General features: G+C 39.3%; 14 protein-coding genes. 4 read left to right on the forward strand and 10 right to left on the reverse strand.

What is annotated here, in order from left to right:
* Positions 1–6: 6 nt before the first annotated feature.
* The 5 genes from C3945_RS06130 to C3945_RS06150 all read right to left on the reverse strand — a co-directional run bounded on the left by C3945_RS06130 (position 7) and on the right by C3945_RS06150 (position 3,898).
* Positions 7–561, reverse strand: a complete 555-nt coding sequence (locus C3945_RS06130; RefSeq protein ID WP_161878811.1) for a hypothetical protein — start codon at positions 559–561, stop codon at positions 7–9.
* Between the two features lie 143 nt (positions 562–704).
* Positions 705–1,403 (reverse strand): DUF1510 family protein, encoded by a 699-nt coding sequence (locus C3945_RS06135; protein WP_161878812.1) that lies wholly within the window; start codon positions 1,401–1,403, stop codon positions 705–707.
* A gap of 176 nt (positions 1,404–1,579) precedes the next feature.
* On the reverse strand, positions 1,580–2,722 hold the full coding sequence (locus tag C3945_RS06140; protein ID WP_161878813.1) for a zinc-dependent alcohol dehydrogenase: 1,143 nt from the start codon (positions 2,720–2,722) through the stop codon (positions 1,580–1,582).
* 118 nt (positions 2,723–2,840) lie between these two features.
* On the reverse strand, positions 2,841–3,443 hold the full coding sequence (locus C3945_RS06145) for an ECF transporter S component (RefSeq protein ID WP_161878814.1): 603 nt from the start codon (positions 3,441–3,443) through the stop codon (positions 2,841–2,843).
* A gap of 17 nt (positions 3,444–3,460) precedes the next feature.
* Positions 3,461–3,898 (reverse strand): MarR family winged helix-turn-helix transcriptional regulator, encoded by a 438-nt coding sequence (locus C3945_RS06150; RefSeq protein WP_161878815.1) that lies wholly within the window; start codon positions 3,896–3,898, stop codon positions 3,461–3,463.
* Between the two features lie 162 nt (positions 3,899–4,060).
* Here C3945_RS06150 and C3945_RS06155 point away from each other — a divergent pair, with 162 nt between their 5' ends.
* Positions 4,061–5,764, forward strand: a complete 1,704-nt coding sequence (locus C3945_RS06155; RefSeq protein WP_161878816.1) for an NFACT RNA binding domain-containing protein — start codon at positions 4,061–4,063, stop codon at positions 5,762–5,764.
* A 60-nt stretch (positions 5,765–5,824) separates the two neighbouring features.
* Here the strand turns inward: C3945_RS06155 and pyrR are convergent, their stop codons facing one another.
* The 3 genes from pyrR to lspA are packed head-to-tail and all read right to left on the reverse strand — an operon-like array spanning position 5,825 to position 7,771.
* On the reverse strand, positions 5,825–6,370 hold the full coding sequence (pyrR, locus tag C3945_RS06160; RefSeq protein WP_161878817.1) for a bifunctional pyr operon transcriptional regulator/uracil phosphoribosyltransferase PyrR: 546 nt from the start codon (positions 6,368–6,370) through the stop codon (positions 5,825–5,827).
* 17 nt (positions 6,371–6,387) lie between these two features.
* Complete coding sequence (locus tag C3945_RS06165; RefSeq protein ID WP_161878818.1) at positions 6,388–7,296, reverse strand: RluA family pseudouridine synthase; 909 nt, start codon at positions 7,294–7,296, stop codon at positions 6,388–6,390.
* Positions 7,289–7,771, reverse strand: a complete 483-nt coding sequence (gene lspA, locus C3945_RS06170) for a signal peptidase II (RefSeq protein WP_161878819.1) — start codon at positions 7,769–7,771, stop codon at positions 7,289–7,291. The genes C3945_RS06165 and lspA overlap by 8 nt, the downstream gene beginning before the upstream one ends.
* A 249-nt stretch (positions 7,772–8,020) precedes the next feature.
* Here lspA and C3945_RS06175 point away from each other — a divergent pair, with 249 nt between their 5' ends.
* Genes C3945_RS06175 through C3945_RS06185 form a run of 3 tightly spaced genes read left to right on the forward strand, consistent with a single transcriptional unit; the run spans position 8,021 to position 10,893 of the window.
* Entirely contained in the window at positions 8,021–8,668 is a 648-nt protein-coding gene (locus C3945_RS06175; RefSeq protein WP_161878820.1) for a YkyA family protein, read from the forward strand.
* Between the two features lie 10 nt (positions 8,669–8,678).
* Positions 8,679–9,614, forward strand: coding sequence for a polysaccharide deacetylase family protein (locus C3945_RS06180; protein ID WP_161878821.1), 936 nt, complete (start codon positions 8,679–8,681; stop codon positions 9,612–9,614).
* The gene (locus C3945_RS06185) at positions 9,598–10,893 is read left to right on the forward strand and encodes a putative glycoside hydrolase (RefSeq protein ID WP_237585498.1); all 1,296 of its coding nucleotides are present in this window, start codon (positions 9,598–9,600) and stop codon (positions 10,891–10,893) included. The genes C3945_RS06180 and C3945_RS06185 overlap by 17 nt, the downstream gene beginning before the upstream one ends.
* An 88-nt stretch (positions 10,894–10,981) precedes the next feature.
* On the opposite strand, the gene addA is transcribed toward C3945_RS06185, so the two are convergent.
* The gene (addA, locus tag C3945_RS06190; protein WP_161878822.1) at positions 10,982–14,788 is read right to left on the reverse strand and encodes a helicase-exonuclease AddAB subunit AddA; all 3,807 of its coding nucleotides are present in this window, start codon (positions 14,786–14,788) and stop codon (positions 10,982–10,984) included.
* Complete coding sequence (locus C3945_RS06195; protein WP_161878823.1) at positions 14,785–18,417, reverse strand: PD-(D/E)XK nuclease family protein; 3,633 nt, start codon at positions 18,415–18,417, stop codon at positions 14,785–14,787. The genes addA and C3945_RS06195 overlap by 4 nt, the downstream gene beginning before the upstream one ends.
* Positions 18,418–18,431 lie beyond the last annotated feature (14 nt).

Here is an 18,431-nt window from a genome sequence, read left to right on the forward strand (position 1 = left end):
ACAGAATTAGTCCACTGTCAATCGAGTAAGTAAACTTCTAGTATACTTGCTCCCCATTGTGAAATAAAACAGCTTCTTAATTTCTTCAGTTGTAGCCTTTTCCATATCCTCTACTGTTTTGTAGCCAGGGAAAAAGGAAGCCCCTTCCATTGGGATTTCTACCGTTCGGTAAATGACTTGCATTTCAACAGAACGTGCCAGCTCTTTAATGTCTATCCCAATGACTCGGTCTTCTTCATGGCCGTATTCAACTAGTAAAAAAGTCTTATACTGAAGTTCTGCCTTCGCTTCTTTAATAGAGGCTTCTAATTGGTCGTCAATGTCAGTGCTGTCTTTTGGAATAACATATATCAACCCGTCAAAAGCTCTCATTTTGTCTAGCCACACATCCGAAACGTGATTGTCCTTTTTGATATATTTACTGGCGTCCAGTCTTTCCATATGCAAAGGCCTCGTGTATTGTTGCTGCTGTTTGCCAATGGTTATAATTCTCTGACCTACTCGTTTACTTTCTTTCTGGTTCTTCTTGTAATCAAAGGTAACGACACCAATGTTTAGCATAATTCTCTCCTTCAAAAAGTTTCTATATGTCTATCATAGCATACAAGTCTAAGAATAGTGATCGAACAAATAAAACACGGTAACTCTTGTATTGGTTTTTTACACCAACTGAGTGATTACCGTGTTTCTACATAAAAAAACTATTATCTATATTCTGATGGAACGTCTGATAATTCTTGAACACCTGTTACATGCCATTGACCTTCACCGTATTGTAGATTGACTCGATACACATCCGTTTGAGCCGTATTTGAAACAACCGTAAAGACTCGACCTGGCCCGTTGTTGCCAACCCACCACGTAATCATATCAGATCCATTTAGACTAGTCACTGATGTAACGGCATTCGATATCGCTACCCGGTCGGAAGAACCGCTACTGTAGTTCGGTACATAGCTTTCATCTAAAGGTGCGTTATCGTTGACTGAGGCGGTAGTTTCTTCAGATTCATCTTCAGTAGACTCTTCAGTTTCTGATTCCTCATCTGTTGTGTCTTCTTCAGTAGCCTCGTCTTCTGTTTGTTCATCTTGGTCTGATTCGTCTTCATCTTCAGTCTGTTCAGATGAATCCTCTGTTGTCTCTTCTGTTTCTTCGACTGATTCCGTATCTTGGTCATCAGCCTCTTCGTCATCCTCGTCAGAATTGACTGCGATTTCCGTTTCAGGTTCCAAATTGCCTTCGTCTATCGTGACGGCACTATCCCTGTTAGCCAAAATATAAAAAATAATACCAAGTAAAACGACAAGTAAGACAGCTATAATAATATAATACACTTTCTCTGATTGATTCTTTGGCTCTTTACCGTTAGTGGTATTCTTTCTACTGGTGCGCGTTTGTTTCATCTGTTAAACCTCCATTTTACATTTCAATGCTGACTGAGTCAGATTGCCCTAGCGAAAGTTTAACATATTTAGACCTAAAAAGGCAGATAGTAAGGTTACAAATCCACTACGCATATGTCATGTATTTAACAAAAAGAGACCCCACTCTCAGTTAGTGAGAGCGAGTTTCCTGTTTATTAATCTGGCTTAAGAACAATTTTAATACTGTTATCAGATTTTTTATCGAAAATATCATAGGCCGTTGCGGCTTGTTCTAAAGGCATGATGTGAGTAATGATGTCTGTCGGATCAATCTCTTCTTTCATTACCATATCATACAGTTTAGGCATTAAGTGTGGAACCGGACACTGCCCCATTTTCAACGTAATGTTACGTGAAAACAGATTGTTGATAGGGAAGTTAGATGCTGGAGTCAAATAAACCCCTGTCAGCATAATCGTACCAAATTTCTTAACAGCTACACCAGCCATCTCAATCGGTCTAGTGGTCCCCCGTTGTGCACTGATTTTATTGGTTACTTTCTCTATCTTACTTACTTTTCCATCCATCCCAACACAGTCTATTACAACGTCTGCTCCACCATTCGTTAAATCTTTCAGAGCTAAACTTGGCATATCCACTTCATCAAAGTTAAAGGTCTCAATACCTACTTGTTTCGCTGAATGCTCTAGTCTATGTTTCACATGGTCAACCGCAATCACGCGTTTCGCACCTTTTAATTTAGCGAATTTTTGAGCCATAATTCCAATTGGACCGGATCCTAAAACAATAACCGTGTCCCCTTCTTTAACCCCAGCATGCTCGACACTCCAATAAGCCGTTGGCAGAACATCTGAGAGGAACAACACTTTTTCATCAGGAATCGAATCGTCTTCTATTTTAAAGGAGTTTTGATCGGCATAGGGTACTCTTAAGAATTCAGCTTGGCCACCAGGATAATCTCCATTTAATTTCCCAAAGCCGAACAATCCACCATAGTCCGTTTCTGGGTTTTTATTGGAGTGGTCACACATACTCTCCATATCATGTGTACAGTAATGGCAGTCTCCGCAACTAACGTTAAATGGAACGACAATGCGGTCTCCCACTTTAAGGTTCTTAACTCCAGGACCAACCTCTTCTACAATACCCATCGGTTCATGACCGATAATGTAATCGTCTTCCAACACCAAGTTTCCGTGATGGTAAAGGTGTAAATCTGACCCGCATATCGCAGTTGAAGTGACTCGAATAATCGCATCAGTCGGTTCCTGAATAGTCGGATCCGGCATGTTTCTCACATCAATCTTTTCTTTCCCTTGAAACGTCACCGCACGCATATCTTTTTTCCCCTTTCACTAATTTTAATGATTACACGTATACGGTAACATTAACTTAATCAAAAATAAAAAGATAAGCCTTGATACACTCACTGTAGGAGTAATCAAGGCTTGTAGGTTATTTTTTTCCGGTTAGTTTTCTTAATGGTATCGTGACTAAAGGTGCAATAATAGCTGCTGCTATGGCTTCTGCTACACCATTCGTTCCGATAATAACAGCTAATGCAGCACCTAAATTGCTGACATCCACTTGAATGGCACTTGCATAATCTTCTCGGAAGAATAAGAAGATAAATAATAATACTAATATCGTATTTGTAAACGAACCAACGACTGAAGCGCTGGCTAGAGCCACCTTGTCTCTTTTAGGAAAGAAGCGTCTAAACAACTGATAACTCCATCCGGTAGTGAGGCCAATCATCATTCGTGGCAGTAAAGAGATGACAGGATTAATCCATAACCAGTAATCCAAAGGTGTCGCTGGCATCGTCACCGCTCGAACAATTCGTGCAATTCCCCAAACCGTTCCAATTATCACACCATCAGCGGTACTCATTGACAATGTAGCAATGATGACAGTTATATGTATGATGGTTGGGTTTAATGGCGGGATGGGTATATTGCCTAAAAAAGGAACAAAATTTTGTATAATAATAATCGCAGTTAAAATACCCAAAAGAGCAATGCGGTGTGCTTTCGATCGTTTCTTAGTTGTTCCCATAAGATAACCTCTCTTCTTTATTTACCTAATCTATTAACGATACTTCTGTTTAATCGTCCCAATAATACGGTCAACATATGAATTTCTTCTTCCGTCCAACCTGAGAGGATCATGTGGAACCTGGATTTTAATTGGCCTTCATAGGAGTGAAAGACATCGGATGCCTTTTCTGTTAGTTTAAAATAGGCGAAGCGCTTATCTTCTCCAGTTGTTTTCGTCACTAATTCTTTTCTTACTAGGGCATTCATTTGTCGACTGATGGTTGATTTATCTAACTGACTTTTCTGGGTAATGTCTTTCAGTGTCATTTCTTCATCGCCTATTAATTCGATTAAATTAATGGCAGATAAGGATAAACCCAGTTCCGTCAAAAGCGAATCAGTAATGCGCTTATACAAGTGTTGCAATTCCGCTGTTTTTTCCAGCATAGCATTGGTTTTTTCTTGTGTTGACATGTATTCGTCTCTCCCCTACTTATCGATTTCTTAAAGCGATTATTTGCATATGTCAACTTTAGCACGTAAACGAAAAATGAGCAATCACTTTCACCTGTTTGTCAGACGCTTTAAGTAAGTGCTATACTGTACAAGAGTTCTAAGCGAAAGGAGCACACTCATATGTCATTTGATGGTTTATTTGTCCATCTTCTTACCCATGAATTAAATGAAAACTTATTAGGCGGGCGTATTTCAAAAATACAGCAGCCTTATACCAATGAAATTATATTACGGATTCGTGCGAATAGAAAAAACACCTCTTTATTATTATCCGCACATCCTCAATATGCAAGAATACAATTGACTGACATCCCTTTTGAAAACCCTCAGTCGCCACCACAATTTTGTATGGTATTGAGAAAACATTTAGAAGGGGCTATTATCGAATCGATTACACAAAAGGAAAATGACCGAGTCTTAACCTTTACTTTTAAAAATCGAAACGAATTAGGAGACACACGCACCTTATCTTTAGTGGTTGAAGTCATGGGCCGACACAGCAATATCTTGCTCATTGATGATGAAGAAAATAAACTGGTGGATGCTATTCGCCATATTTCACCCAATCAAAACTCTTACCGAACCTTGCTGCCGGGCGCGCCTTATAAAGAAGCACCGAGTCAAGACAAGGCAAACCCCATTACCTTTGATGGTGAGTTAAATGTGCCCGATATGCCTGAAAAGGAATTAGCTAAATGGTTCCAACAAGAGTTTCAAGGTCTCGGTCGAGATTCAGCTGACGAAATCAGTTACTTGATTCAAGCGAATCCTGATCGATCACCAAAAGAAACCTTTGATCAGTTTATGAAGCCGTTTAGAGAAAAACAGGCCCAACCTACTTTGGTTCAAAAGGACCAAAAAGAAGTCTTTACGCCTATTCTTTACCACCATATTGAAGGGAATCCGATACGCTTTGACTCACTCAGTTCCCTGATGGACCGGTATTACCATAATAAAGCTGAACGTGACCGGGTTAACCAACAATCAAATGATTTAAGTCATCTGTTAAAGAATTTGCATCAAAAAAATGAAAAGAAACTGGATAAGTTAAACAAAGAGTTAAAGGAAACGGGGCGGGCTGATGAGTTTCGAATCAAAGGTGAAGTTCTGACAGCTTACTTGCATGAGGTAAAAAAAGGCGACGAGCACATTACCTTACCTAATTTTTATGAGGAAGACCAAGAATTAACAATAGAATTAAATCCTCAAAAAAGTCCGTCAGAAAACGCCCAGTACTACTTCTCCAGGTATCAAAAATTAAAGAATGCAAAAGTGCATTTAACAAAACAGATTCAAGCAACAAAAGAAGAAACAGATTACTTCGATACATTGTTGACCCAGTTATCCATTGCTTCTGTCTCTGATATTGAAGAAATACGTGAGGAATTAAGACAGGGTCACTATTTAAAGAAAAAGAAACCATCTAATAAAAATAAAAAAGTGGCCAAGTCAAAACCTGAGTCCTTCACCTCTTCTGACGGCACACGTATTTTAGTTGGTAAAAATAACACTCAAAATGATCAGTTGACGATGAAACAAGCCAGAAAATCTTATTGGTGGGCTCATACTAAAGATATTCCTGGTTCTCATGTCATTATTGAATCCAGTGAACCTACTGATCAAACGGTTGAAGAAGCTTGTATTCTAGCAGCCTACTACAGCAAATACCGTCAATCTGCTTCTGTACCGGTTGACGTTGTGCAAGTGAAAAATATCCGTAAACCAAATGGCGCTAAACCGGGTTATGTTATTTACGAAGGCCAAACCACTTACTACGTCACACCAAGTGAAGAAAAAGTGGATGCTTTACGAACAACGAACTAACACGTGTTTACCCATTCGCTAGATAAAAAGAGAGTCAGCCGAAGCTGACTCTCTCTTTTTTTAATCTGGCTTAATGATTTCCACGCCATCTTTATCATCTATTTCTTTCATAGATACTTTTACTTGCTCGTGTTTTGACGTGGGTATATTTTTACCAATGAAATCTGCTTTAATTGGAATTTCTCTGTGTCCTCTATCAGTCAAAGAAGCGACTAGAATTTTTTCTGGCCGACCTAAGTCAATGACCGCATCCATTGCTGCACGAATCGTCCGGCCCGTATAAATGACATCATCTACCAAAATCACTACTTTGCCTTTAACAGGGACAGGAAAGTCTTGGCCTTTTACTTCCGGATCGTCTACTTCTTCAGGGTAATGACGGTCGTCTCTGTATAAAGTAATATCCAATTCACCAACAGGAACAGCTTCTCCTTCAATTTCCTCAATCTTTTGAGCTAGCCGACGAGCAATGAACACGCCTCTCGTTTTAATACCAGCCAGAACTAAATTTTCAGTTCCCTTATTTCTTTCTATAATTTCATAGGAAATACGCGTTAAAGCACGATTCATCGCCGTTTCATCTAATATGGAAACAACACGTGTCATGACTATTCTCCTTCCGATTAAGACCGTAGTCTCACCCAGTTAATCATCTCTTCAAATACCTCAGGCATAGGTGCCTCAAACTCCATTAGTTCTTCCGTACTCGGGTGAATAAAGGCAAGTTTTGCTGCATGAAGGAATTGACCTTTCCCTTCTAAGGTTTTTCGTGGGCCGTATAATGGGTCGCCTGCCATCTTATGACCGATATAAGCCAAATGAACACGGATTTGGTGTGTGCGCCCAGTCTCCAGTTGAAGTTTTAATAAGGTATACTCCGCAAAACGTTCAATGACCTCAAAATGAGTCACGGCTGGTTTTCCGCCCTCAATAACCGTGTATTTTTTTCTATTTTTCGGATCTCTTCCGATAGGTGCATCGATGGTGCCTTTATCGTTTGGTATGACTCCGTGCACTAATCCAATGTACTCTCTTCTCGCTGTTTTTTCCTGCAGTTGTTCAGCTAACTTTTCGTGAGCTTTATCGTTCTTAGCAACAATGAGTAAGCCCGACGTATCTTTATCGATACGGTGAACAATGCCTGGTCGAATTTTTCCATTTATTCCTGATAAGTCTTTGACGTGATACAACAGAGCATTAACTAAAGTTCCCGTTGCGTGTCCAAGTGAGGGATGGACAACCATGCCTTGTTTTTTGTTAACAACAACGACATCTTCATCTTGATACACAATGTCAATGTCTATGTTTTCAGGCAACGCATTGATTTCAACTGGTTCAGGCACTGTGACTGTAATCGTGTCGTCATGCTGGGTTTTGTAATTAGCTTTCGATTCTTGATCATTCACAAGAACGTTGCCTTCTTTAATCCATTGCTGGATTTGAGACCTGGAATAGTCTGGTAATTGTGTGTTTAAATATTTATCCAAGCGTTCTGATTCTGTTTTAATAGTAAAGGTATAGCTTTCACTCATGTGTGTGTCCTGCTTTCTTTTTCTGGTAATTCTTCCATTCGTCGACTAGTAAGTAAACGAGCATTAATCCTACCCCAACAGATAAAGCCATATCGGCTATATTAAATATAGGGAAGTTGATGAAGTCCAATCGGATCATATCGATAACGTATTGTAGAAACAGTCGGTCGATAAAGTTTCCGATAGCCCCACCTAAGAAGAAACTTAAAGATAAAGCGAATAATGGATCGCCTTTGGCTGCCGTTTGCATGTAGTAAATAATCACACCAACGACAATTACCGTCACAATATAAAAGAAAAGCATCTGGCCTTCTAAAATACTCCATGCTGCCCCTGTGTTTTGATGATAGGTAAATGATAACACCCCAGGGATGACAGTGACTCGTTCATGCAAAGCAATGTTTTCAACTGTTAAGTATTTCGTCAGTTGGTCCACCGCTATAATAATAATTGAAATAAGATAGTAAATAAACATAGCGTCTCTCCTTTGAGAATATAGTCTCTATATATTGTACAATAATTTTAGTATAAAACCCACATAATATAGGATTTATATTTAGTGTTGTTCTCAAAAGCACTCCTAAGCTTGTTTTTTGTCTTCTTAATTAATCAAATGACTGCTTTTATTTTTAAACGTGTTAGAATTTTGTTATACTCATGAAGATACAGCGTGCTTAAACCATAAGGATACTTGCTGTGAGTTTATATAAAAGGAGATCACTAAATGATACAGAATAAATGGAAATTTCTAGCAATGAGTACATTGTCATTAGTCATGATCGGTTGTGATGATGGGGAAAACTTAGAAGATATGCAAACCTCAACGGCTGAATTAGATCGACTGACTAGTGAGTCGGTAGATGATTTAAACCAGTTAATTGTATCAGAGGGTAACCTTCAAGAACAATTCGATGCGACAATGGAATCAGACACAGACTTAGCTACTTTATCGGATGGCTCTTCTGCCGTATTTGAAAACATTGAATCAAGACGTACATTAATGACTCAGCTTGAAGAAAAAGAAGCTGAAATGCTGGCAAATCAAGACATACTTACCACATACGAAGGAGAACTGTTGGATCAACAAGAAGTCGATCAAGTCATCACCAACATTGATTCCTTTTCCGAGCATTTAACCACTTATCTTGACGCCTATGCCTCTACTTTGGATAGTCAAGAAAATTACTTTAACGGTTTAGCTAGCGATGACGCTACTTATGAAGATTTTGTCGATGGCATTACCACTATTAATGAAGAACGCGATTCACTAAGAGAACCTTTAACTGCATTAGATACTCAAATTGGTGAATTAGATGGCAGTATTAATCAATTACGTTCTTCCATTGAAGACCAACTGGCAGAAGAAGAATAAGGAGATAAAAATGCATAAAAAATTAATTTACATGACCCTTGCATCTGCTATGCTTTTAGCAGCGTGTGACACAACGAATACATCAACTGACGACGCCGTTCAAGACACCACTGAAGACACTCAAGCCGATGCCGAAGAGACTACGGATGAAACAACAGATGAAACTGCTGATTCAGAAACAGATACTAACGACGATGAATCAAACGACACAGACAGTACCGATACGACAGATGAAGAAGATGATGAAACAGTGACAGCTGAAGATCAAGAGATTGTATATGAAGTTAACCCGGCTAATTTTACGATTACACCAATTGAAGGAACAGATGCTAATGAGCAAGTTGCATTGCTTACATACGACGATGCTCCTGACACGTATGCTGTAGAAATCGCCAAAATTCTTCAAGAAAAAGATGCTCCCGCTATATTTTTTGTAAACGGCATGTATATTGAAGATGAAGAAGGACAAGAGATGCTAAAAGAAATCCACGAGATGGGCTTTGAGATTGGTAACCATACCCATACTCACCCAAGTCTCCCTTCAATAAGCGAAGAACAGCAAACGGAAGAAATTCTGAAAACAAGTGATTTAATTGAAGATGTTATTGGCGTTCGCCCTCGTTTCTTCCGTGCTCCTTTTGGACAAAATACGGATCACACAAGACAAGTCGCCCTAGATGATGGCATGACGTTAATGAACTGGACTTATGGCTATGACTGGGAAGCGGATTATATGGACGGCGATGCTTTAGCCGATATTATGGTCAATACTAACCTTTTAGCAAACGGTGCAAATTTATTAATGCATGACCGCGAATGGACCATGCAAGCTACCCCTGATATTATAGACGGATTAAGAGACAAAGGATTTGAACTAGTGGATCCGGCACTCATTCGTTCTGAATTTTCTGAAAGTGAGGATGACATTGATGACAATGATGCTTAAAAAATTTAAACAGTCGCTACTCTACTCTACTGCTTTATCAGCTGTATTCGCCTTCTCTGCTGGTACAGTATTTGCTACGGAAGATGCAGACGATAGTGAAGAGGTTGAAGAAACGGAAGAAGTTGAAGAAACCGAGGAATCAGAAGAAACAGAATCCTCTCTCAGCTTTTTAATGTTCAGCGACAGCCCTCTTTTGGCTATACCTGAAGAATTCCCTGATCAGTTTAAATATGATAGTGGGATCAACATTGAATACCCTGAAGATGGTGTGAAAGGTATTTTCGTTACTTCCCACTCTGCAGGCGGACAACGTATGGAAACCTTGACTGATTTACTAAATAACACGGAACTCAATTCTATGGTTATTGACGTAAAAGACGATTACGGCGATATTGTCGTTCCTTTAGAATCAGATAATGAAACAATCAATAAGTTTACTCGTCCAGTCGTTGATCCTGACGTCTTAATGCCTCACTTGGAAGAGAACAACATCTACCCTATTGCTCGAATTGTTGTGTTTAAAGATTCCAGATTGGCCAATGAACGTCCCGACTTATCTTTCACAAACGAAGATGGATCGGTATGGTCTAACCGACGTGGGGAAAGTTTCGTCAACCCGTATATGCAAGAAGTATGGGAATATAACGTCGAAGTAGCTATTGAAGCGGCTAAAATGGGATTCAAAGATATTCAATTTGACTACGTTCGCTACCCTGAAGGATTCGAAACACGTGATGAAGTTCTAACCTACTCTCGCGGTGAATACGGCGAAAGTGGCGAGACGAATACGAGACAACGAGTTGATGCGGTGACTGACTTTGTAGCTTACGCTCGCGAGCAGTTAAAACCTTATGATGTAGATGTTTCAGTCGATATCTTCGGCTATGCAGCAACGATGGAAGAAACTCCAGGCATTGGCCAAAACTTCTCACGTATCTCTGAAAACGTAGATGTCATTTCTTCTATGATTTACCCAAGTCACTGGGGGCCAGGAACGCTTGGTATTGCTAAGCCAGACTTGGAACCTTATAATGTTGTTTACAATTATATGGAATATGAAAATGACGTACTGGATGCTTTAGGCGAAGACGCGCCAATCTCTCGTCCTTGGTTACAAGATTTCACCGCTTCCTATTTAGGCGCAGGTAATTACATTACTTACGGTGCTGCTGAAGTAGAAGCTCAAATCAGAGCGTTAAATGAACAAGGCGTTAATGAATTCTTACTATGGAATGCAGGAAATAGATATTCTGAAGGTGCTCAGTACTCCTTCGATTAATTTAAAGCGAAAAGACATGAAGAAAGATAAATCTTAATAAAAACAGCCCTCATTAACTAGTCAATTAGTTAACTGAGGGCTGTTCTATTTATATAGTCTCATGACTTTCATTTACTTCAACCACTTCTGTTGTGTCTAATAAAATAATGTACGATTCTCGTACCGGTTTATTTAAAATAGATTCTAATGCCTTCTTATAAAGGTTTAACTGACCGCTGTACTTTTTCAGCATGACCTCTGCAGCTTGATCTTGGAATCGCTCGACTTGATCGGTCTTGTAGTCGAATAATATGATACCGTCTTCTAACTCGATATAGCCATCAACTATTCCGTGAATCAGTACGCTATCATCCACATGGTCCATATCTCTGAAAATCTCGCTAGCTTCCATCAGTAAGGAGAACGGCACTTCTCTTCTTAGGTGATTCGTATGCGAAAGAATAAAGTCCCCAAAGGGCGTGTCGAAAAATCGAACTAACTTGTCAGCATTAATCAAGGACCCCAAATCGTCGCTGAGAACTTTTTCTTTAACTAACTCGTCAACTTTTTGTGAAATAATCTGATGATCAGGCTTCACATTTAAATCCAAAGCTTGTAAAACCAAGTGAGTCGCTTGCCCAACTTCAGCTGGTGACGGTTTTAAATCTTCCGATACAAATGACGGGCGACTTAATTCATCTTCCACATAGCGGTGGGATTGGCGCGGATTAGTGACATCAATTTTAATCATTTGGCCGTCTTGAGGTTCTTCAAATAATCGTTTGATTTCTGAAACTGACTGGTAACTGGTCGTTTGAGTAGCTAACTGATACGCATAAGGCTTATTTATCATGGCGACAGCATCTGAAACGGCCTTACTAACCTCTTTGTCTGCATCTTCTTTCAGCTTCCCCTTCTTCAATTGCTCATACCATTCTTCTTTATCATCCGCATCTCTGCTGGTCAGCGCTTCTTCCAGCTGCTGTTGTTCATAAAAATTCACAGTGAAGCCTGTTTCGTAGTTATGAATACGAGAAGGAATAGCCGGTAAATGTCGCAACTCATCCATCGATTGATGCCTAATGAGACTCATCCCTATCCAGTCCATGTAACTGGACGCACTTAGTCTTAAATCTGGTGCTAATACAGTGTCTGTGTGACCAGCTGCGAGTTCCCATTTTTCCAATGCTTTGTCTTTATTTTTATATGAACCCACTAAAAACAACTTCTGTTCCGCTCGGGTCAGTGCAACATAAAGCACTCGCATCGATTCAGAAAGCAATTTATTCTTCTTTCGGTACTTTAATACAAGTTCAGGCAAAGTAGGTTTAACTTCTCTTGTTTCTAAGTCCGTATACTGTGAACCTACACCATACTCCTCATCAAAAACAAAAGCACCACTGGCATCGGATAAGTTAAAGCGTTTAGTCATATCCATGACAAATACCACTGGAAATTCCAATCCTTTACTGGCATGAATGGTCATCACCCGTACAGCATCTTCTCCGTCTGCAACAGCAGAAGGTTCTGCTAAGTCTTTATCTTTTTTCTGCATCTGTTCAATAAAACGAATAAACTGGAACAAGCCTTTAAAGGAGGTTTTTTCGTAAGCAGCTGCTCGTTCATATAAAGCGTGAAGATTGGCTTTACGTTGACGTCCAGAACTCATACCACCAACGTAGTGTAGAAAACCTGTTTCTTCATAAATAATCCAGATCAACTCAACTAAGGTTTTACGTCTCGCCTGCTTTCGCCACTTATCTAAAGAGTCCAGAAATAGACGAATGCGTTGCTGCAACTGAATGTTTATATTGTCTTTCCAGTCTGTTTTTTCAGCAAAGGCACGTAAAGCTTCATAGAAAGATGATTCTTTATTCATTAATCTAATGCGGGTCAAGTCCACTTCGTTAAGACCAACCATCGGCGAGCGCAAGACGGCAACCAAGGGAATATCTTGGTACGGATTATCAATTGTTTTTAACAGTGACATCATTATCGTGATTTCGGTTGTTCTAAAATAGTTCTGCGTGTCTTTGACAGCTGTAGGAATGCCCAATTGTCCAAACACATCTTGTATATCGATATTGTTTTTCTTTGTTGGGGTCAAGAGTACAATATCTTTGTAGCGGATGGGACGCATCTCACCCTTATCTTTATCGAAAATAAGAAAGCCGTTTGATACCAAGTCTACTATTTTATTGGCAACCATAAATAATTCGCCTTTTGTTTTCGTATCGATTTCAAAAGATACATTAACGTCGTCTAGTTCCTCGTCATCTTCACTGGCTTTATCGTCTTGATGGGATTCGTAAATTAAGATGTCTGTATCAAAGTGAGTTGATTCAGGGAAGGCTTTAAAGCCATTAATTAATTGGGCAGCTTCATCGTAATTCAGATCCCCTACTTTTTTATCCATCAATTGTTCAAATATAAAGTTGACGAAAGATAAGACAGTTGGACGTGAACGGAAATTTTCCGCTAAAACAATTCGTTTGCCGCCTTTACCTGAAGCATAATTATCATATTTTTCTAAGAAAAGCTTTGGATCGGCTAAGCGGAAAGAATAAATAGACTGTTTGACGTCACCAACCATGAACTGATTACCCGCATGAGTCGCATCTTTGGTTAACCATTTTAATATTGTCCCCTGCAACAAGTTGATATCTTGGTACTCGTCAACCATGACCTCTTTGAACTGCTGCCTGTAATACATCGATGCTTCTGTCGGCTTCCAACCGTCGTCGTGTTTATTGACTAGTATATCTAAGGTTAAATGCTCTAAATCATTAAAATCCAGAACTTTTCGAGCCGTTTTATAAGCCTGGTAACGCTCATAAAAGAGTGATCCGACTCTGGCCATTTCTTCTATTAATAAATGAACCTCTTTCATTAACGTGACTTGTTCTTCTGCGGTAAACAAAAAATAATCTTGTTTTAAAGCAAGGATACTATCTTTGGCGTGGTCACGAAACACTTTCATTTCTTTGCCAGCTTCTTTCACTTCGTCAGGGGTCGTTTTTTTATTTGGCACATACCACCTGGCGTATTCAAAGTGATTAATGAGTTCATGAGCCACATCAAATTGGTTAGACACTATAGCCTCTTTTAACTGGGTTACTAAAGCGAGTTCCTTGGATAGAATCGTATTGGTTTTATCGAGTTCCGGTTCTCCCTCGCCGATAGATAGAGCTGTTTGCAATAACTCATGGGCCGTTTCAAAGGATTCAATCAATCGTGGTCGAATAAATTCCTCAAAAAGAGGGCTCGATGCTAAATTATCACCTGGTACATCGTATATATGGGTCAAGTTAGCTAGCCATTTCAACGGTTCTGGGTGAGCTCTTGAAAAATCATATAGTTTAAAAATTAGATCAGTCAAGCCATCATCATTTTTGTCGTTGGAATACATTTCCGCTAGTTCTTGAAAACGAGTGTCTTCTTCACCATAGAGTTCTTCACGTAAGTCATCCCAAACTTCTTCTTTCATCAGCGTTGTCTCAGTGTCGTCAGTTAGCAGACGAAAGACGGGGTCGAAATCAATCAAATAGTAGTAGCGTCTAATCACTTTTAAACAGAATGAGTGGAGAGTGGATATATCAGCTTGTCCAAGCATTGGCAGTTGTCTGCCTAAATGCCTTCTCTGTTCAAATGAACTAGCGTTAGCCAGCTCTTTTTGGATAGCGAGTTGGATACGTTCTTTCATTTCACGGGCCGCTGCATTGGTAAAGGTTACAACCAGTAACTCATCAATAGTGACAGATGCCTTTATTTTTTCAATCACTCGTTGAACCAATACCGTTGTTTTTCCTGATCCGGCAGAAGCCGACACAAGAATATTCTCTCCTTCATCAGTGACTGCCTGCCATTGTTCATCCGTAAACCGGCTGCCTGCTGGTTTGTCTGGTCTTACTTTCATGTGCTCTCCTCCTCTCCTGTTTCATCTTCTTCATAGCGTTCTTTTAATTTTTCAATCAGTTCTTTTTGATTTTTGACCGTTTCCATCCGCCTATATTTATTTTGACCTTTTGGAAGCAAGACATCAAACTGAGCAATTGACTGGTATTCGCCACCCACAGAAGGTGTGAACTGCCTCTTTTCAAAATAAGGAGCTAACTGATTCTCCCCTGCAATAATTAAGTTACCAGCTTCTTGAATTTTATTCCGGTGATGTTTGAGTAGTAATTCCAAATCTTCCATAAAAATTAAAGAGCCGGACGGGTTCCCCTTAACTAGTTTTTTAATAGGATAAACAAGCGAATCATGACGCGGTTCGACTGCTTGGAGCAGTTCTTCTACTAATTCATCTTCATTTACAACCAATCCGTTCATACGAAAAGCCTTAATCGTTTCTTCCAGTAAGTCTTTACCTATTAATTTGTTTGCTTGTAGTATCGGGTTTTTCACTTGAGCAAAAAAAGCACCCGCTGGTTTAGCTTGTTTACCGAATAATTCAGTTGAAAAGTGTACAGCCGTGTCTAAATACGTTAAGAGTTGAAGCATTAAGCCGTGATACATATCTTTTACACTTAACGTCTTATGACTCGACTTGTAATCCACTACACTAATGTATAGTGCGTTATCGACTTCAATTGTATCTAAACGGTCGATTTTACCACGAACATATAGATTGCCACCATTTTTTAAAGGAAATTCCAATCCAGGTATCCCCTTTTTACTAGCCAATCTTCCGAAGAGAACTTCTGATTTTTGTGGTGTCATCGTCGTCTGTTTAGATTGGTGCATCATACCCCACATCATTTTACGAATCGTTTTACTTAGTTGTTGCCTGATGAATTGCATTCTGTTCGACGATGATAGCAATTTGTATTTGTTTTGCTCGTGCATTCCTGACAGGACTTGATCTGTAATGCTGTGTAGTTCAGCTTCTGACATTGTCTTTATTGACAAGTTTTGATTAACAATCGTTCTGAATATACTATCTAAAGCTTCATGGAAAAAGTTACCCGTTTCAGCAGGCGTTAATTCCTGAACCGCTCGCTCGCGAAGTCTCAAGCCATATCTTAAAAAGTGACTATACGGGTCCAAGTAAAAGCTTTCTAATTGAGATACAGAAAGGTACAAATCCTTTCCATATAATTTTTCAGATAGTTCAGCTGGTAGTTTTTTAGGTATATTCATAGAGTCTAAACTTTTAAGAATACGTCTTTCCACTTCATCTATTTGACTGTGAAGCGACTGAAACAGTTTAATCCAAAATAAATCGGGCTGTTTTTCATGATCAATACCTTCCCTTAAAACAGTAACCAGTTGTCCAAGCGTGTGTTTTCTCGATCCGATAAAGGAGAATTGGTCATGTAAATTCGTTGTTTGTAAGGTACTGGCTTCTGTTTGTTTGTGTTTAATTGGAATAGATAGATGCCTGGCCAATTGAGAGATATATGGGCTTATCCGCCCATCACCTTCGCCATCTTTTTTCAAAGGGTAGCTAAACACAAGTTTCTGAGATGCATTCATAAAAGCTAGATAGGCTGTAAAGGGTTCGCTAGCCAGACGACTAGTAGTTGTAGGAGCCAAGAACTTATCCTCTGGCAAAAAGAGTGATAGTTGGTTACGGTCTTCGTCAGTCAAAATCGATTCATTCTCAACGTTCAGCGGAAGATGTTGGTCAGTCATTCCAAGAATAAACACCACTTTTTTCGTGTTGATTCTAGCCTTATCGAAATTAGTGAACATGACTTGGTCGATACTTGGAGGCACAATACTGTAGGTAGCCTGATCGAATCCTGTTTCCAAAACAGACAGAAATGAATCACTATCCCATTCCTCATCCCCTAAAACATCTACAAATTCATCAAGGAGTTGAATAAAGGTATTCCACACTTGTTCATGTTTGCGTGCATCTTCCAAGTCCCCGTCCAAGAGGGCTTGATCTCTCCAATACAACACTTGCTTGTGAATGCCATTCCGTTCAATAAATTGGAATAAGTAGCGAGCTGCATCACGATTTGTTTTAGCAGAGTCCAATCGTTTGAAAAAGGGAATGAGCTGTTTTCGAATAGACTCTTTCGCTTCATTGGCTATTTCTTGCATTCGTTTGTCCTCGTCTAACTGATCATCCAATTCTTCAAGATGGAATCGAGCATAAATCCATTCATCATCTCTTAACCAATCAGACCCTTCATACCCGTAAGCCAGCATCACATTTTCAAGCAAGTCAATCTTATCTCGCCAATCCTTTATATGGCTGTCATAGAAACGGACGCGTTCACTTTGTTCTTTTGGCGACGCCTCATAATCAAGACTTGGGATAAATAACTCGGTTCGTAACAAGCGCATGATATCTTGGTATCGCCAATGACGTTTGTATATGCCAAGTAAGCTCTGGATGAACTCGACTAAAGCATGTCCCGACATTTTATCTTCTTGATCGACAAAGACTTCAATATCATTTTCATCAAATGTCGATTCAATGAGTGTCTTATACTCTTCCATCATTCGAGAGACAACCAATATGTCTTTGTAACGGTAGTTGTTCTGGGCAACCAATCTTTTTATTGCTGTTGCTGTATGCAACACTTCGGCGTGACGGCTTTCTGCTTCAATTATTTCAATACATTTAGTCATATCGAAAGAGTCATCAATCACACGCTGAGGACTCATTTCAAAGCTGTTGACCCAGTATTGTTCTAATTCATTTATTTCATCACAATGTTCAGTACTTAACTCATTCAGTACATGGTCATGAAGAATAGGTAGGTTTCTTTCTCTCACTTGCTGGTAAAGTCTATAATAGGTCATGCCTGTTTCGTAAAACAAATCCGTTAATTCCGGAGGTTCAGTTGCATACTTTTTATCTAGTACCAAAGAGACATGAACATCCTTGGCATGAGCAACCAACTCCACTAGTAAGGCTTGCTCTTGGGCTGAGAAACTGTGGAAATTATCAATGACAAAACGGGTTTGACTTAAGTCTCGAGTTTTTACTTCTTCAATTAATGCCTCGATCACATCTTCTTTTTCGAGATACTTCCCTTCAAGCTGATATAAAAACTCATCATACAACATGGTTAAATCTGTTAATTTATCTGCTAAATCTTGTCTACTTTGACCAGTTTCATTTGATCTACCTAAAACATCTTTTAAATCTTCAGGCAAGACCCTTCCATTTCTCATTTCCATAAATAAAGCAGTGGTTTTTTCTACAAAGCCCTGTAATCTACTTTGGCCTCTGAAAATACCCAGTTCTTCTTCTTTTTCTCTTAGTATTCGACGAACCAACATCGATAGTCCCGTTTCAGTTAACTGAGACCGACTGAAAACAGCTGTATCTTGAAGGTAATACCAGGCCAATCGACTAAAACTGTATACTTGTAAATTAATCATTCCTGCATACTGGTTATCACTAGTCAGATCTGACTCTTTAATAAAGTTTAATATATTCATTTCTGATTCGAATTTAATGTGATCCGGAACGAGATAGAAAACTTGACTTGTTTCGTCTTCTTTTACCCACTCTAACATGTTTTGGTAGACAACCGTTTTTTTATTGGTATGTAATCGACCAAGTATAAATTGTAGACTCATTTGATGCACTCCTT

The organism is Alkalibacterium sp. MB6 (assembly GCF_009935905.1).
In the GTDB taxonomy this organism is placed as follows: Bacteria; Bacillota; Bacilli; order Lactobacillales; family Carnobacteriaceae_A; genus Alkalibacterium.

Coding starts and splice junctions, on each gene's coding strand:
- C3945_RS06175 (WP_161878820.1), top strand. CDS start 8,021: ATGATACAGAATAAATGGAAATTTCTAGCAATGAGTACATTGTCATTA.
- C3945_RS06180 (WP_161878821.1), top strand. CDS start 8,679: ATGCATAAAAAATTAATTTACATGACCCTTGCATCTGCTATGCTTTTA.
- lspA (WP_161878819.1), bottom strand. CDS start 7,771: ATGTTTATTTACTATCTTATTTCAATTATTATTATAGCGGTGGACCAA.
- C3945_RS06165 (WP_161878818.1), bottom strand. CDS start 7,296: ATGAGTGAAAGCTATACCTTTACTATTAAAACAGAATCAGAACGCTTG.
- C3945_RS06135 (WP_161878812.1), bottom strand. CDS start 1,403: ATGAAACAAACGCGCACCAGTAGAAAGAATACCACTAACGGTAAAGAG.
- addA (WP_161878822.1), bottom strand. CDS start 14,788: ATGAAAGTAAGACCAGACAAACCAGCAGGCAGCCGGTTTACGGATGAA.
- C3945_RS06185 (WP_237585498.1), top strand. CDS start 9,598: ATGACAATGATGCTTAAAAAATTTAAACAGTCGCTACTCTACTCTACT.
- C3945_RS06145 (WP_161878814.1), bottom strand. CDS start 3,443: ATGGGAACAACTAAGAAACGATCGAAAGCACACCGCATTGCTCTTTTG.
- C3945_RS06130 (WP_161878811.1), bottom strand. CDS start 561: ATGCTAAACATTGGTGTCGTTACCTTTGATTACAAGAAGAACCAGAAA.
- C3945_RS06155 (WP_161878816.1), top strand. CDS start 4,061: ATGTCATTTGATGGTTTATTTGTCCATCTTCTTACCCATGAATTAAAT.
- C3945_RS06195 (WP_161878823.1), bottom strand. CDS start 18,417: ATGAGTCTACAATTTATACTTGGTCGATTACATACCAATAAAAAAACG.
- C3945_RS06150 (WP_161878815.1), bottom strand. CDS start 3,898: ATGTCAACACAAGAAAAAACCAATGCTATGCTGGAAAAAACAGCGGAA.
- pyrR (WP_161878817.1), bottom strand. CDS start 6,370: ATGACACGTGTTGTTTCCATATTAGATGAAACGGCGATGAATCGTGCT.
- C3945_RS06140 (WP_161878813.1), bottom strand. CDS start 2,722: ATGCGTGCGGTGACGTTTCAAGGGAAAGAAAAGATTGATGTGAGAAAC.